Genomic DNA, 15,682 nt, shown 5'->3' with positions numbered 1-15,682 from the left:
TTATATTTTCCATTTATTGAATTCTAATGACAATACTAAAAAACAAGCTAAAGCAAGATAGAACCTCGTTAAGTATCTAAAAATATACAATATTTAACAAAACGAAATTATTTATCGGACAACAATGGTTTCAATACTATGCTTGTAGATTTCATGGGAAGTGGAAACTCTGAAGGAAATCAAACTACTATTGGCTACAAAGAAGCCGAACAAGTGAAAACTGCCTTTGATTACATAACTCAAACAGGAGAAAACAACATCTATTTATTTGGCACTTCTATGGGAGCGGTCGCAATTATGAAATGCATTAATGATAATAAAATCAAACCAAAAGGAATAATTATAGAATGTCCGTTTGGCTCGATGTACAAAACAGTTTGTGCGAGATTTAAAAAAATGAATGCACCAACTTTCCCTATGGCAGGAATTTTAGTTTTTTGAGTAGGCATTCAAAATGGTTTTTGGGGATTTAGCCACAACCCAACAGCATATGCAAAAAATATAAACTGTCCAACATTATTATTGTACGGTGAAAAGGACAAAAGTGTAAACCGAAAAGAAATTGACGAGATTTTCAAAAGCCTAAAAGGTCCAAAAAAATTAAACATCTACAAAAATACCGGACATGAAAACTATTTGAAAAAAAATAAAAATGAATGGGTTAAAAGTATTTCAGATTTTATAAATAAAGGCTAAAAATGAAAATCAGACAAACAATTCAAAAAATTGTGTAACACAGATAAATGGCAAATAAAATAACTTTACAAGGATAAAAACCTATGTATGAAAAAGTTATATTACACATCAAATATCTTCCTTTTATTGGTTTTGGTATTAGGCTCTTGCAAAAAAAGCGAGACTACAAAAGCAACTGAAACCAAAGCTCACAAAACTATTGAATACAATAAACCAAAATCTTCTGTTTCTTATCACTTTGAGAATACAAAAGAATGGCTTAAAACTAATGAAGCCGACAGCAGCAAATTGGATATTGTTTATGCCTTAAACAGAACTGACAAAGCAAATTTCGCTAAAATGGATTCGGTTGTAATTCCGAGTGATTTTAGCGGTGACTTACCTTATTATCTTCCTTTTCCATTTCATGTTTCGGCTTTAGGAGAGGTCTCTAAAATCATTATTTTCTCCTACCCTACACAAACTTTTGCTGCTTATGAAAATGGTGAATTGGTTTATACAGGACCAACAAATATGGGAAGAAAAAAAGATCAAACCCCAACCGGACTGTTTTTTACTAATTGGAAAGCCGAAAAAACCACCAGTACTTTTAATGATGAATGGGATTTAAAATGGAATTTTAATATCGATAATAAACTTGGAGTTGGTTTTCATCAATATGAATTACCCGGTTATCCGGCCTCGCATTCGTGCTTGCGTTTATTAGAAAAAGATGCCAAATATCTTTATAAATTTGCTGACGAATGGATTTTGAAAGATAAAGAAAATGTAAAAGTAAAAGGAACTCCGGTCGTTGTTTTTGGAAAATATGATTTTGATGGTTCAAAACCGTGGTTAAAACTAGCTACTAATCCTAAAGCTCTAAATATTTCTGAAGCTGAAATTGCAACTCAGGTGAAACCTTTTATTCAGACGATTTTAGAAAATCAAAAAGTTAGAGAAACAGAAAAACAGACTGCTGCTCTTTAAAAAACATTTCTACACTTTGTAAAACAAAAAAGGACATAAGAATATTAAACTCTTATGCCTTTTTTAATATTTAAAACTAAAATTATCTTGAATAATTTGGAGCTTCTTTTGTGATAGTTACGTTATGGGGATGACTTTCTGTAATTCCGCTTGACGTAATTCTAACAAAACGTCCTGATTCCTGCAAAGTCGGAATATCCTTTGAGCCACAGTATCCCATTCCGGCACGAAGACCACCAATAAACTGAAGCATACTTTCGTTTAATTCTCCTTTGTAAGGAACACGTCCAACGATTCCTTCCGGAACTAATTTTTTAACATCATCTTCAACATCCTGAAAATAACGGTCTTTAGATCCTGTCTCCATTGCTTCAACAGATCCCATTCCACGGTATGATTTGAATTTTCTACCTTCGAAAATAATAGTTTCGCCCGGAGATTCTTTTGTTCCGGCTAGTAATGAACCTAACATTACACAATCAGCACCTGCAGCAATAGCTTTTGGAATATCTCCTGTATAACGAATTCCACCATCTGCTATTACAGGAACTCCGGTACCTTTGATGGCTGCAGCAACTTCAAGAACTGCTGAGAACTGAGGAAAACCAACACCTGCCACTATACGTGTTGTACAGATAGAGCCAGGACCGATACCTACTTTTACACCATCAGCTCCATTTGCTACTAAATATTGAGCCGCTTCAGGAGTTGCAATATTTCCAACAATAACATCTATTTGCGGGAATTTTGATTTCACTTCTTTTAATGTATTTACAACACCCTCTGTATGTCCGTGAGCTGTATCGATTATGATGGCATCTACACCGGCAGCAACTAGCGCAGCTGCTCTTTCTACAGCATCACCAGTAACTCCAATGGCGGCGGCAACTCTTAAACGGCCAAATGTATCTTTATTAGCTATTGGTTTTTGAGTAAGTTTTGTAATATCCCTGAAGGTAATTAACCCTACTAATTCATTTTTTGCATTTACAACCGGCAATTTCTCAATTTTGTGACCTTGCAAAACAACTTCGGCTTGTTCTAATGAAGTTCCTTCGGCAACTGTTACCAGGTTAGTACTTGTCATAACCTCAGCGATTGGTCTTGAACTGTTTTTCTCAAAACGCAAATCGCGGTTGGTAACAATTCCTTTTAAGATTCTGTTTTCATCAACAATTGGAATACCTCCAATTCCGAATTCTTTCATAGCCGCTTTTGCGTCTGCAATGGTAGAGGTCATTGGCAACGTAACAGGATCTATAATCATTCCTGACTCTGCACGTTTTACTTTTCTAACCTTCGCTGCTTGTTGCTCGATGGTCATGTTTTTATGTAAAACACCTATTCCTCCCTCCTGCGCCATAGCGATTGCCATTGCACTTTCGGTCACTGTATCCATAGCAGCAGATACGATTGGAACGTTTAGTGTTATATTTCTTGAAAATTTTGATTTGATACTCACTTCGCGAGGAAGCACATTCGAGTAGTTGGGTACTAATAATACATCATCGTAAGTTAAACCTTCGCCGATGATCTTGGAGTTGTGTGCTATCATGTTGCAATTTGTAGTTGAATTGCGTGCAAATGTAGTGAATAAATTGGAAACTTGCCTATTAACTTATTCAGATTTTTTTTGAACTCTTAACGAAATCGTTACCTTACTGCCTAGCCCGGATGGAAATGAAAAGCCACGAGAGGCAAAACACATTTTTTTCCCGGATTTAAAAAGCGCCCAGCGGAAGCTCTTTTAAAGCCATGGAAAAAAGTGGTTTTGCACGAGTGCTTGTAATGGAGAGCCGGAATAGCTTCAAAAATCTTAATGAAATTTGCCGAATAATTTTGAAGCCTCATTATAGGCACTTTCGAAACTTAAAGAGTTTAAACCTGTATGTTTTTTATTGGCCGTAAAATAAGAAATGAGTTTTTCTGTAGGCATATTTCCAGTTAGTTTGTCAGTTGCCATTGGACATCCTCCAAAACCCTGAACTGCACCATCAAAACGTGTGCAGCCAGCTTTATGTGCCGCATCAATTTTTTCGAACCAGCTGTTTGGTGTTGTATGCAGGTGCGCACCAAACTCAATTTGAGGATATTTCGGAATTAAATGCGAAAAGAGATAGGTAATTACTTCGGGGGTTGAGCTACCAACGGTATCTGAAAGTGACAGAATTTTCACACCCATTTCAGATAATTTTTCTGTCCATTCGCCTACGATTTCAACATTCCAGGGATCTCCGTACGGATTTCCGAAACCCATAGAAAGATAGGTTACTACTTCTTTATTTTTTTTATCTGCGATTTCAAGAATTTCTGTTAGAGTAACCAAAGACTGCGCAATAGTTTTATGCGTATTCCGCATCTGGAAATTCTCAGAAATAGAAAAAGGAAATCCTAAATACTGAATAGCTTCATATTGCGAGGCTGTTTCTGCACCTTGTGTATTGGCTATAATCGCCAAAAGTTTGCTTGTTGTTTGCGATAAGTCGAGCTTTGCTAAAACCTCTGCGGTATCCTGCATTTGTGGAATCGCTTTGGGCGATACGAAACTTCCAAAATCAATCGTATCAAAACCCACCCTTAGTAAAGCCTGCAGATAAGAAATCTTATTTTTTACAGGAATAAAAGTTTTGATACCCTGCATGGCATCTCGTGGACATTCGATGATCTTGATTTCTTTATTCAAAGCTTATTGTTTTGCAAAGGCTAAGTTAGGCTCTTTTTTAAAGAAATAAAAGTTATAATTTTCAATATACATATATTACTCAAAACTGTAATAAAATAATATATTACCAAAAAATGTAATATATTTAATTATTACATAAAAACGTAATATCTAAAAACATTCTTTATATTTGTAATATAAATTTTATATTTAATTCTATTTGAAGCTATGACTAGTGTACTTACAGGTGATATAATTGGTTCCAGACAACAAAAATCTAAAAATTGGGTTGAAGACCTGAAAAGAACTCTGGCTCCTTTTGGTAAAACACCCGGCCAATGGGAAGTATACAGAGGTGATGAATTTCAGATTGAAATACAAAATCCCGAAGAAGCTCTTTTAACGGCCATTTTAATTAAAGCACATTTAAGAGCCGTAAAATTAGATGCCAGAATGAGTATTGGCTTTGGAGATAAAACACATAATGCCGAAAAAATCTCTGAAAGTAATGGTGAAGCCTTTGTACATTCGGGCGAACTTTTTGAAACTTTGAAAAAACAAAAAATAACTTTAGCAATACGAACTGGAAATAATGAGATCGATGAGAAAATGAATCTAATGATTCAGCTCGCTTTAACATTTATGGACAGCTGGCTTGCACAATCAGCTGAATTTGTCGCTGTTGCCATAGAAAATCCAACTTTATCGCAGGAAGAATTGGGACAGAAATTAGGCATTAATCAGGCTGCGGTAAGCCGTAGGCAAAAACGCGCGCAATTTGATCTGGTCATGAATTTCGATCGTTATTTCAGAACACAAATAAAACAACTTACAGCCCCATGATTTTATTTATAAAACTATTGTTAGTGCATTTATTAGGTGACTTTATATGGCAACCAGCTTCATGGGTAGCCGATAAGGAAATTTAAAAACACAAAAGCATTTATTTGTACCTTCATATTCTGCTACACGGAGTTCTGGCAGCGCTTTTAGTTTGGGAGATCAATTTTATTCCTTATGCGTTTTTAATAACCCTTACGCATGGTGTTATTGACGCAATCAAATTAAATTTTCAGAAACCAGAAACAAAACGCAGCTGGTTTGTTGCAGACCAAATTGCCTATATTTTGATTCTAATTGGAATTATGCTCCTGTATGGAAATAAAAGTATTATTTATTTTTGGCAGAATAATGAATTTTGGATGCTATTAACCGGAATCGTATTTATCACCAAACCAGTTTCCATTATAATTAAAACCATCATATCTATTTGGAGTCCGGAAAATGAAAATTCACCTACAGATAATTCACTTGCCAACGCAGGAAATGACATTGGTATTTTAGAACGCTTATTTATCTTTTGTTTTATTTTAACCGGCCATTTTGAAGCCATCGGTTTTTTATTGGCTGCAAAATCTATTTTTAGATTTGGAGATTTAAACGAGGCCAAAGACCGAAAACTAACCGAATATGTTTTAATTGGTACGCTAATCAGTTTTGGGATTGCAGTATTGGCTGGATTAATCGTTCAGGCACTTCTTTTACAATTGTCCTAAAACTTTCTTGTTTATTGCTTTTATTAAAGCTGGTCCTTCATAAATAAAACCAGTATACAATTGTACTAAACTTGCACCTGCATTCAGTTTTTCGATCGCATCATCGGCAGAATGTATCCCTCCTACTCCTATAATCGGAAATGCTTTATTGCTTTTTTCAGAAAGAAAACGAATGACTTCTGTCGAACGCTTTGTTAATGGCTTCCCTGACAAACCTCCTGTTTCTAACTGGTTATCAGACTGTAAACCATCTCTTGAAATGGTTGTATTTGTTGCAATTACACCGGCAATCTGAGTAGTTTTCACAATATCAATAATATCTAATAACTGGTCATCTGTTAAGTCCGGAGCGATTTTCAAAAGAATTGGTTTTACTTTCTGACTGCTTGTTTTTTGTTTTTCTACATTTCTATCCTGCAAGGTCTGAAGCAATGCCGTCAAAGGTTCTTTATCCTGTAAAGCCCTTAAATTGGGGGTATTGGGAGAACTTACATTCACAACAAAATAATCTACATGATTGAATAACGCATCAAAACAAATAATGTAATCGTCAACAGCATTTTCGTTGGGCGTTACTTTATTTTTTCCAATATTTCCTCCGATTAAAACACCTGAATTCTTTTTTAAACGCTCAACAGCTTCCAGAACTCCACCATTATTAAACCCCATTCGGTTAATAATTGCCTGGTCTTCTTTTAATCGAAATAAACGTTTCTTTGGATTTCCTTGCTGACCAACCGGAGTTACAGTTCCAATTTCGATAAAACCAAAACCAAAATCGCTAAGTTCTTTAAACAGCTTCGCATCTTTATCAAATCCTGCTGCAAGTCCAACCGGATTTTTGAATTTGATTCCAAAAACCTCTCTTTCTAAACGAGTATCTTTTACTTCATAAATAGATCGTATAATTGATGAAACTCCCGGAATTTTTGAAATGAATTTTACAAATGAAAAAGTAAAGTAATGTACTTCTTCAGGATCAAAACAAAAAAGTATCGGGCGGATTAGCAATTTATACATGGTGAGAGATTGTTATTTTTTCGGTTGCAAATTTAATTATAATACTTGAAAATGACCCTTTTTTACAAAAAACAAATTTTATAGTTTAATCCAAGCATCAAAATCCCGAACACTATTTTCAATAAATTTGAAATTACAATGAGTACATTAGACATAATTCACTTTAAAACAAATAGTTATAAAAACAAAAAAATCTACATTGTTCCTTCTGAGCCAACATTTATAATTACTTACTCCGTTTCAAAAAGAACAATCAATTTCACAGGGAAGTTTAAACCAAAACTACTTTTGTTTATCTAACCTATATAACCAATAGATACAATAAAAATGAAAACCACTCTAAATTCCCTTAAAAAGATGATTCTGATAGGTATGACAGGATCATTTTTTCTGATCTCAACAGATGGCTTCGCACAACGTCGCGACAATGGCAGAACACAAAAAACTGAAAGATCAATACATGCCAGACCATCTGTAAACAACAAAATTTCTACAGTTAACAAAACTCTTAATGGTAATAGGGCAGCAATGCCATCAAATGCCCCAATATCAAAAATTAGAGATAAAAAATTCACTAACAACAGAGCTGCTTTTACAACTAACAGAAATAATAAAACCACGAACATTCGCAGGAATACTGTAAATAGAAGCCAAAACAACGTTACCATTAACGTAAATAACAATATTCGTATTCGCAACAATCGCAATACAATTGTAAGAAGAAATACGGTAGTCTATACACGTCCGGCTTACAGATATGGCGGTTATAGATATCATGCGTACCATCCGTATTACTATCATCCATACAGACCTTATTACTGGGGACCGGTTTGGCACCCATGGGGATTTTTTGCAACAACCCTGGCTGTTACGGCAATTGTAATTAACATAGAAAGCACACCATATCATTACGATCAGGGAGTTTGGTATGCACCGTACAATGGTGGTTATGAAGTAGTACCTGCCCCTGTTGGAGGAATTGTAAATAATATCCCCAACGGAGCGCAAACGGTTTATACCGGTACAGTAAACAATTATTATTACGGCGGCACTTATTATGAAAAAGACGGAAATGAATATAGAGTAGTAGCGCCAACTGCAGGAACTTTGGTTGATAGTCTTCCGGAAGGTGGTGAAGAAGTTACTATTGGAGATGTAAAATACATAAAATTTGGAGAAACTTACTACCAGCCTGTTCAGGTTGATGGCAAAGATAAATACGAAGTTGTTCTTGTTGAAGAAGATAAATAAGCAAAATAACTTAACCTCACTAACCCTATAAAACAAATAGAATTTTATAGGGTTATTTTTTTGTTTTAACTTAATTTTGCCACTGACAATTACTTTCAATTAAATCTGTTTACAATGAAAAATAAAACGTATTGTTTTTTTTCAATATTGGCAATATCTGTCCTTGCAATTACATATGGTTTTACAAAACCTGATGCAGTAAAAGATAAACCAGAAGCAATGGATTGTACAGAAACGGCTAAGACTTCCGGAGAATCACAATTCAAACCAACAATAGAAAATAAAAATACACCTCCAACTAATAAAACACCAAAAGGCATGGTATGGATTCCAGGAGGCGAATTCTCTATGGGGAGCAATGTTGAAGACGAAAGTTTGTGCAGTATAAAAGGTATTACCAAAGATGCATCTCCAGTCCATCGTGTGTATGTTGACGGCTATTATATGGACAAAACTGAAGTTACAAATGAGCAATTTGAAGCTTTTGTAAAAGCCACAGGTTATGTAACATTAGCCGAAAAAAAACCAACTATTGAAGAATATCCTAATGTTCCTGTAGAGAATCTGATTGCCGGATCAGCTGTGTTTACCCCTACTCCTGCTAAAGTAGATTTAAACAATTACATACAATGGTGGAGCTATGTTGGGGGCGCAGACTGGAGACATCCCAAAGGTCCGCAAAGTTCTATAAAAGGCAAAGAAAAATACCCTGTTGTACATATTGCTTATGAAGATGCTGTTGCGTATGCTAATTGGGCAGGAAAAAGATTGCCTACTGAAGCCGAATGGGAATTTGCAGCCCGTGGTGGAAAAACAGGGGAACTTTATGCATGGGGAAATACCTTAAAACCAAAAGGAAAATTCCAGGCCAATATTTATCAGGGACACTTCCCTGTCAAAGATGGAGACACGGGAGAAGATGGTTTCAAAGACATTGCACCAACAGCCCAATACCAGCCAAATGCTTATGGATTGTATGATATGGGAGGAAATGTTTGGGAATGGACAAATGACTGGTACAGCGTAGACTATTATAAATCATTAAGTAAAAGCAAAAAAATAACTAAAAACCCACAAGGTCCCGACGCTTACAATGACCCTAATGATCCGACTCAAATAAAAAGAGTACATCGTGGAGGCTCGTTTTTATGTACAGATCAATATTGCACACGCTATATGGTGGGCACAAGAGGAAAAGGAGAAGTACGATCTGCCGCAAATCATCTTGGTTTTAGATGTGTGAAAAATATTTAAAGGAAAATAATACTGTGAAAAAAGTTCATATAACAGAATCCTTTTTTATGATTCTTAGACCTTAATCCCCAATTATATCAGCAAAAAAAATGCTTATATTTGCTAAAAATTAAAGAAAATGCAACATATCATAGATCGCTTTATCAGTTATATAACAATTGATACGGAGTCAGACCCAAATTCCCAAACAACACCAAGTACAGAAAAACAATGGAATCTTGCCAATAAATTAGTTGAGGAGCTAAAAACAATTGGTTTATCAGACGTCACAATAGACGATAAAGCATACATCATGGCGACGCTTCCTGGTAATGTAGATCATGAAGTTCCAACAATTGGATTTGTTTCGCATTTTGATACGTCACCTGACTTTAGCGGTGCAAATGTAAAACCGCAGATTGTTGAAAATTACGATGGAAAAGATATTGTTTTGAATGCTGAAAAAAATATCGTTTTATCTCCGAATTACTTCAAGGATTTATTACAATATAAAGGACAAACCATCATCACAACTGACGGTACTACTTTACTGGGTGCCGATGATAAAGCAGGAATTACAGAAATCGTTTCGGCAATGGAATATCTGATTCAGCATCCGGAAATCAAACACGGAAAAATCAGAATTGGTTTTACTCCTGATGAAGAAATTGGACGAGGCGCCCATCATTTTGATGTAGAAAAATTTGGTGCGCAATGGGCCTACACAATGGACGGAAGCCAGATTGGAGAATTAGAATATGAAAACTTCAACGCTGCAGGAGCTAAAATCACTTTTAGAGGCAAAAGCGTTCATCCCGGCTATGCCAAAGGAAAAATGATTAACTCGATGTTGATTGCGAATGACTTTATCAATGAACTTCCAAAAGGAGAAACACCAGAGAACACGAAAGGTTATGAGGGTTTTTTTCACATTCATCATATAAAAGGAAACATTGAGGAAACAGTTTTAGAATTAATCATTCGTGATCATAATAAGAATAAGTTTGAAAAACGAAAAGCTTTAATTGAAAAAATTGCCAAAAAAATCAATAAAAAATTCGCTAAGCAATTTGGAGAAGATATTGTAATGACTGAAATAAAAGATCAGTATTACAACATGAAAGAAAAAGTACTTCCTGTAAAACATATTGTGGATATTGCAGAGAAAGCAATGAGAGAACTAAACATCAAACCAATTATTAAACCAATTCGTGGAGGTACAGACGGATCTCAATTATCATTTATGGGATTACCCTGTCCGAATATATTTGCGGGCGGTCATAATTTCCATGGAAAATACGAATATGTTCCGGTTGAAAGCATCCAGAAGGCAACACAAGTTATTGTGAAAATCGCGGAACTTACTGCAATTCCTGAAATTTTTGATGCTCCTGAAAAGATTAAAAGAAGAGGATAATTAGAATCTACTCATCGTTAAACTTGAAATCCAGAATTTTATACCCAAGGTTCGCAAATATTTTCTACTTGTGAGAGTACAAAAAATAGCAGATTATTATAATGTAGAGTAGAGATGAGATTACTGTAGTGCTAATATCTGAATAGAATGAAAATCTCAAAGAAAAAATCCCAAATTCCAGCTTTTACAGCTTTGGAATTTGGGATTTATGTTTTTTTGTTTTTTGAAAATTTATGCCTTTTTATTCAAAGCAGCACTCATCTCCATAGAAATAGCAGAACGCTCTAATTTTAACTTTCCTGACATTGTTTCGATTACAACTGTAGTTTCTGCAAGCTCAACAACTTTCCCGTGAAAACCACTTTTAGTAATTATTTTGTCGCCTACTTTCAGGCTGCTTTCAAATTCTTTTTCGTTTTTTGCTCTTTTTTGCTGTGGTCTGATCATAAAGAAATAGATTACCACAAACATTAAAAGAAATGGCGCAAATTGACCTAATTGTCCCATAATAAATTCTGTTTTTGATTTATATTTAATATTATTTTAAAATTTGTTGTCTTGTTTTTGGAATTTATGCATTTTTACATTAACCCTCTTCCAACCTTAACCAACTTTTTATTAGCAGTAAGTTCTTTTACAAGATTATCTAAAATTCCGTTGATAAAAATACTGCTTTTTGGTGTAGAATACTCTTTGGCAATTTCTAAATATTCATTCAGCGTTACTTTTACCGGAATTGAAGGAAACTTTAAAAATTCGCAGATTGCCATTTTTAAGATAATGGTATCAATTTCCGCAATTCTTTCACTGTCCCAATTTGGAGTTTTGTCATCGTACTCTTTTGCCAGAACCGACTCGTTTAAAACTGTTCTTCTGAACAAATCTTTTGCAAAATCCCTATCTTCAACATCCTTGTACAATTTAGGGACTCTGAAGGCATCCGGATCTTCTGTTCTTATCGCTTTTAACTGTTTGATGATATGTGTGTTTACCACCGGAATATCATCAACCCAGGTTAACTTATCATCTTCCAGATATTCATATAATTTTTCATTTGGAACAATCACTTCAGTAAACAAATCAATTACAAATTGTCTGTCTTCTTCAAAAGTGTTCACATTATTGCTCATGTATTTTGCATACAAATCGCTCGCTTTAATATCATTTAAAAGCAAAATGATATAATCATCATTTAATGACCAGTTGTTGATTTTTCGGTTTTCTAAAGCGATACTCAGAGAGTTGCTTTCGGCAAGAAGCTGAAAAATTTTGTTTTTGATAAATTTTTCGTTTGGGTTGCGTTCTGCAGCAGTTGCAAGATGTTTTTTGCTTGAAAGATGTAAAAAAACCGATTCTTTTTTGCAGATTTCAATCAATGAAGAAAGCATTATAAGATATAAATCCTGAATATTATCTATGCTGTAAAATAGGAATTTCTCTTCTTTTTCCAGATTATCAGAACCGCTTTGATGCATTGCATAAATGGATTGCATGACTTTAACGCGTAAGTGTCTTCTATTTACCACCTTGTAAGAACTTTTAAAAATTAGTCTGCAAAAATAAGAATTAAACAGATTATATTAAAATTTAAACCAATTAATTTTCGAACAAAAAAAATTAGTTTTAGTATTCAGTCTCAGTATTCAGATTAAAAAAAGTCTCAGTTTTCAGTCTCAGTTTTCACTTGCGAAACTGTGACCGAATACTGAGACTGTAAATTGTAAACTAAAAATTATTTCTTCGTGGCGTTTTCGATTTTCCTCTGATCTATACGATTCTGAGCAATAGTAAGCGCCGCTTTATGTGTTGTCATTCCGTTTTTCACAGCATAATCGATAATTTCTAAAGTTGTGTTGTAGATGTTTTCGGTTTTACTCATGATTTCAGCCTTTCCATAATGGGCCAATTCTGCATAAACATTGATGATTCCACCAGCGTTAATTAGAAAATCCGGAGCGTATAAAATTCCTCTTTCCTGTAATCTGGCTCCGTGGACATTTTCATCTGCCAGCTGATTGTTTGCAGCACCTGCAATCACTTTTGCCTTAATTTTTTCTATTGTATCATCGTTGATGATTGCTCCCATTGCACATGGTGCATATATGTCAACATCTGCTGTATACAAATCGTCTCCTGTATAAATTGATGCGTTATATTTTTGAGCAACCTGATATAATTTTTCTTCATTAATATCCGTAATCGTTACCTGTGCTCCTTCTTTAGTTAAATATTCAACCAAAGTTTCACCTACATGTCCAATACCCTGAACCAAAACTTTTTTACCTTCTAAAATATCAGAACCAAACTGACTTTTAGCTGCCGCTTTCATTCCTAAATAGACTCCGTAAGCCGTTACAGGTGAAGGATTTCCAGACCCACCTCTTTCTTCAGAAATCCCTGTAACATAAGGCGTCACATCTCTAACGGTGTCCATGTCTTTTGTTTCCATACCAACATCTTCAGCTGTAATATATCTTCCGCTAAGCGAATGAACAAATTCACCAAACTTACGCATCAGTTCAGGCGTCTTCTGTGTTTTAGCATCACCAATAATAACTGCCTTACCTCCACCAATATTTAATCCGGTAATAGCAGATTTATACGTCATCCCTCTTGAAAGACGTAAAACATCGTTAAGGGCTTCCCATTCTGTTTTGTAATTCCACATTCTGGTACCTCCCAAAGCAGGGCCCATAACTGAATTATGAATACCAATAATTGCTTTTAATCCTGTATCTTTGTCATTGCAAAATACAATTTGTTCGTGATCGTTAAAAGATAACTGACCAAAGACAGGATCCATTTTTTGAAGTTCTTTTCCAGTTGCGAAAGTTGCATCCATAGCACTCGTGTTATTTAGTTAAATTTTATGAATTTGTCAAAAAGACATCTCAAACATAATTAAAAAATACACATGCTATATTTTTTTTATCTTTAAAATAATAATTTTACAATATAAATGTTTTGATTAAATTTCATTTTATTATACTTTTAATTAAGAATAATTCAAAGATTTAAATCAACTCAATATCGAATCTCTTAAAAAAATGAAAGAATTAAGCTATTTAAACAAATATTTCATTAAGTATAAATACAGTTTTTCCTTTGGTATTTTAACCACTATAATCGCACAAATATTTTTTCTCTTCACCCCAAAACTGGTAAGTCACTCTTTTGATGTTATAGAGCGGTTTCTTAAATTGGCTGCTGATGATCAAAAATCTTCTATCCTAATTAGCTATTACAGACAAGAATTAATCCATAATGTACTGTTAATCATAGGAAGTGCAATAGTAGCAGGTTTTCTAACTTTTTTAATGCGTCAGACCTTAATTGTAATGTCCCGTCATATTGAGTTTGACTTAAAAAATGAGGTTTTTAAACAATATGAAAATCTTTCCCAGAATTTCTACAAGCAAAACCGCACCGGAGATTTAATGAGCCGCATCAGCGAGGATGTTTCAAAAGTGAGAATGTACGTAGGTCCGGCTGTTATGTACACTATCAATACATTTATACGTTTTACGATTGTTATCTTATATATGTACAACGTTTCGCCTTTGTTGACATTATATACGATTCTTCCTTTACCGATTTTATCATATTGTATTTTTAAACTGAGTTCTGAAATCAATAAACGTAGTACCACTTTTCAACAATATTTATCTAAAGTTTCCAGTTTTACACAGGAAATTTTTTCCGGAATCCGGGTAATAAAGGCTTATTCATTAGAAAATCAGAATCAGAATAATATGATTGCCTTGTCTGACGAAAGTAAAAGCAAAAGTTTAAGTCTGGCAAGGGTTCAGTCTTTGTTTGGTCCTTTGATGATAGCCCTTATCGGAATCAGTAATTTGGTTGTAATATACTTTGGGGGCGTGATGTACATAAACGGAACCATTCCGAATATTGGAACTATAGCCGAATTTATTTTATACGTCAATATGCTTACCTGGCCCGTTGCTTCTTTAGGATGGGTTTCATCGATGGTTCAGGAAGCCGAAGCTTCTCAAAAACGTCTAAATGAATTTTTGAAAATCGAACCTGAAATCAAAAACAACAATCCGAATTCATCAGACATTCATGGTTCAATTGCTTTTGAAAATGTAAGCTTTACTTATCAGGACACTAATATTAAAGCCTTAAAAAATGTAAGCTTCTCTGTAAAAAAAGGCGAAACATTAGCCATTTTAGGAAAAACAGGTTCCGGGAAATCAACAATATTATCTTTAATTTCAAGACTATACGATGTTACCGAAGGGAAAATCACAATTGACGAAAACGAAATCAGCACTTTAAACCTGAATGATCTGAGAAACAACATAGGAATTGTACCTCAGGATGCCTTTTTGTTTTCTGATACTATTAAAAACAATATCAAATTCGGCAACCAGAATGCTTCGGATGAAGAAGTAATCCAGGCTTCCAAAAACGCTGTGGTTCATGATAATATTATCGCATTCAACAAACAGTACGATACTGTTTTAGGCGAAAGAGGTATCACACTTTCAGGCGGACAAAAGCAGCGTGTTTCTATTGCGAGGGCGATCATTAAAAATCCTGAAATTTTGCTTTTTGATGATTGTTTGTCTGCTGTTGATACCGAAACCGAAGAAACAATTCTGAATAATTTATTTGAAATTTGCAAAGACAAAACAACCATTATTGTTAGCCATCGTGTTTCATCAGCCAAAAATGCAGATAAAATAATCATTCTCGAAAATGGCAAAATCATACAACAAGGTTCTCATAATCAATTAATAAATCAGGAAGGGTATTATTCATCTTTATATTTAAAACAACTTTCAGAAAAAGAATTACTTTAAATGTTGCGTAATAGATATTTTTTTATGATTTTTGGTTACTATTAATTCCAAA

Annotated in this window: 14 protein-coding genes and 1 pseudogene; 9 read left to right on the top strand and 6 right to left on the bottom strand. The window is 34.4% G+C overall.

All coding sequences use genetic code 11. From position 1 onward, the window contains the following. Positions 1-84: 84 nt before the first annotated feature. The 3 genes from DMB65_RS22555 to DMB65_RS20290 all read left to right on the top strand — a co-directional run bounded on the left by DMB65_RS22555 (position 85) and on the right by DMB65_RS20290 (position 1,665). Positions 85-441 carry a lysophospholipase gene (locus DMB65_RS22555; RefSeq protein WP_262511969.1) on the top strand — a complete coding sequence of 119 codons (357 nt, stop codon included), beginning with the start codon at positions 85-87 and terminating at the stop codon, positions 439-441. Between the two features lie 6 nt (positions 442-447). Further along, positions 448-696 carry an alpha/beta hydrolase gene (locus DMB65_RS22550; RefSeq protein ID WP_262511968.1) on the top strand — a complete coding sequence of 83 codons (249 nt, stop codon included), beginning with the start codon at positions 448-450 and terminating at the stop codon, positions 694-696. Between the two features lie 87 nt (positions 697-783). Next, complete coding sequence (locus DMB65_RS20290; protein ID WP_110308451.1) at positions 784-1,665, top strand: L,D-transpeptidase; 882 nt, start codon at positions 784-786, stop codon at positions 1,663-1,665. Between the two features lie 82 nt (positions 1,666-1,747). Here the strand turns inward: DMB65_RS20290 and guaB are convergent, their stop codons facing one another. Beyond that, on the bottom strand, positions 1,748-3,220 hold the full coding sequence (gene guaB, locus DMB65_RS20285) for an IMP dehydrogenase (protein WP_110308450.1): 1,473 nt from the start codon (positions 3,218-3,220) through the stop codon (positions 1,748-1,750). A gap of 261 nt (positions 3,221-3,481) precedes the next feature. After that, positions 3,482-4,348 (bottom strand): hydroxymethylglutaryl-CoA lyase, encoded by an 867-nt coding sequence (locus DMB65_RS20280; protein WP_110308449.1) that lies wholly within the window; start codon positions 4,346-4,348, stop codon positions 3,482-3,484. Between the two features lie 207 nt (positions 4,349-4,555). On the opposite strand from DMB65_RS20280, the gene DMB65_RS20275 reads away from it, so the two are divergent. After that, positions 4,556-5,170 (top strand): hypothetical protein, encoded by a 615-nt coding sequence (locus tag DMB65_RS20275; protein ID WP_110308448.1) that lies wholly within the window; start codon positions 4,556-4,558, stop codon positions 5,168-5,170. Then, a pseudogene (locus DMB65_RS20270) lies at positions 5,167-5,883 on the top strand (DUF3307 domain-containing protein). Before DMB65_RS20275 ends, DMB65_RS20270 begins: the two are co-directional and overlap by 4 nt. On the opposite strand, the gene DMB65_RS20265 reads toward DMB65_RS20270, so the two are convergent. After that, entirely contained in the window at positions 5,869-6,903 is a 1,035-nt protein-coding gene (locus tag DMB65_RS20265; RefSeq protein ID WP_110308447.1) for a quinone-dependent dihydroorotate dehydrogenase, read from the bottom strand. The pseudogene DMB65_RS20270 and the gene DMB65_RS20265 overlap by 15 nt on opposite strands. Positions 6,904-7,230: 327 nt before the next feature. Here DMB65_RS20265 and DMB65_RS20260 point away from each other — a divergent pair, with 327 nt between their 5' ends. The 3 genes from DMB65_RS20260 to pepT all read left to right on the top strand — a co-directional run bounded on the left by DMB65_RS20260 (position 7,231) and on the right by pepT (position 10,804). Then, on the top strand, positions 7,231-8,154 hold the full coding sequence (locus tag DMB65_RS20260; protein WP_110308446.1) for a DUF6515 family protein: 924 nt from the start codon (positions 7,231-7,233) through the stop codon (positions 8,152-8,154). A gap of 114 nt (positions 8,155-8,268) precedes the next feature. Further along, the gene (locus tag DMB65_RS20255) at positions 8,269-9,408 is read left to right on the top strand and encodes a formylglycine-generating enzyme family protein (protein WP_110308445.1); all 1,140 of its coding nucleotides are present in this window, start codon (positions 8,269-8,271) and stop codon (positions 9,406-9,408) included. A 118-nt stretch (positions 9,409-9,526) separates the two neighbouring features. Beyond that, positions 9,527-10,804 (top strand): peptidase T, encoded by a 1,278-nt coding sequence (gene pepT, locus DMB65_RS20250; protein WP_110308444.1) that lies wholly within the window; start codon positions 9,527-9,529, stop codon positions 10,802-10,804. A 231-nt stretch (positions 10,805-11,035) separates the two neighbouring features. Here the strand turns inward: pepT and yajC are convergent, their stop codons facing one another. The 3 genes from yajC to DMB65_RS20235 all read right to left on the bottom strand — a co-directional run bounded on the left by yajC (position 11,036) and on the right by DMB65_RS20235 (position 13,646). Further along, the gene (yajC, locus tag DMB65_RS20245) at positions 11,036-11,311 is read right to left on the bottom strand and encodes a preprotein translocase subunit YajC (RefSeq protein WP_110308443.1); all 276 of its coding nucleotides are present in this window, start codon (positions 11,309-11,311) and stop codon (positions 11,036-11,038) included. A 74-nt stretch (positions 11,312-11,385) separates the two neighbouring features. Further along, complete coding sequence (gene nusB, locus DMB65_RS20240) at positions 11,386-12,297, bottom strand: transcription antitermination factor NusB (RefSeq protein WP_110308442.1); 912 nt, start codon at positions 12,295-12,297, stop codon at positions 11,386-11,388. A 239-nt stretch (positions 12,298-12,536) separates the two neighbouring features. Next, positions 12,537-13,646 (bottom strand): Glu/Leu/Phe/Val family dehydrogenase, encoded by a 1,110-nt coding sequence (locus tag DMB65_RS20235; RefSeq protein WP_110308441.1) that lies wholly within the window; start codon positions 13,644-13,646, stop codon positions 12,537-12,539. A gap of 205 nt (positions 13,647-13,851) precedes the next feature. On the opposite strand from DMB65_RS20235, the gene DMB65_RS20230 reads away from it, so the two are divergent. Then, positions 13,852-15,630 carry an ABC transporter ATP-binding protein gene (locus DMB65_RS20230; protein ID WP_110308440.1) on the top strand — a complete coding sequence of 593 codons (1,779 nt, stop codon included), beginning with the start codon at positions 13,852-13,854 and terminating at the stop codon, positions 15,628-15,630. Positions 15,631-15,682 lie beyond the last annotated feature (52 nt).

This window comes from Flavobacterium cheongpyeongense (assembly GCF_003202435.1).
Classification (GTDB): Bacteria; Bacteroidota; Bacteroidia; order Flavobacteriales; family Flavobacteriaceae; genus Flavobacterium; species Flavobacterium cheongpyeongense.
The sequence above is the reverse complement of the archived record's forward strand: the minus strand, read 5'-3'. Positions and strand labels throughout refer to the sequence as shown.

What these genes read in the sequence shown, in the direction of transcription:
- DMB65_RS20290 (WP_110308451.1), top strand. Translation starts at nt 784, where the DNA reads ATGAAAAAGTTATATTACACATCAAATATCTTCCTTTTATTGGTTTTG.
- guaB (WP_110308450.1), bottom strand. Translation starts at nt 3,220, where the DNA reads ATGATAGCACACAACTCCAAGATCATCGGCGAAGGTTTAACTTACGAT.
- DMB65_RS20275 (WP_110308448.1), top strand. Translation starts at nt 4,556, where the DNA reads ATGACTAGTGTACTTACAGGTGATATAATTGGTTCCAGACAACAAAAA.
- DMB65_RS20265 (WP_110308447.1), bottom strand. Translation starts at nt 6,903, where the DNA reads ATGTATAAATTGCTAATCCGCCCGATACTTTTTTGTTTTGATCCTGAA.
- DMB65_RS20260 (WP_110308446.1), top strand. Translation starts at nt 7,231, where the DNA reads ATGAAAACCACTCTAAATTCCCTTAAAAAGATGATTCTGATAGGTATG.
- DMB65_RS20255 (WP_110308445.1), top strand. Translation starts at nt 8,269, where the DNA reads ATGAAAAATAAAACGTATTGTTTTTTTTCAATATTGGCAATATCTGTC.
- pepT (WP_110308444.1), top strand. Translation starts at nt 9,527, where the DNA reads ATGCAACATATCATAGATCGCTTTATCAGTTATATAACAATTGATACG.
- yajC (WP_110308443.1), bottom strand. Translation starts at nt 11,311, where the DNA reads ATGGGACAATTAGGTCAATTTGCGCCATTTCTTTTAATGTTTGTGGTA.
- nusB (WP_110308442.1), bottom strand. Translation starts at nt 12,297, where the DNA reads ATGCAATCCATTTATGCAATGCATCAAAGCGGTTCTGATAATCTGGAA.
- DMB65_RS20235 (WP_110308441.1), bottom strand. Translation starts at nt 13,646, where the DNA reads ATGGATGCAACTTTCGCAACTGGAAAAGAACTTCAAAAAATGGATCCT.
- DMB65_RS20230 (WP_110308440.1), top strand. Translation starts at nt 13,852, where the DNA reads ATGAAAGAATTAAGCTATTTAAACAAATATTTCATTAAGTATAAATAC.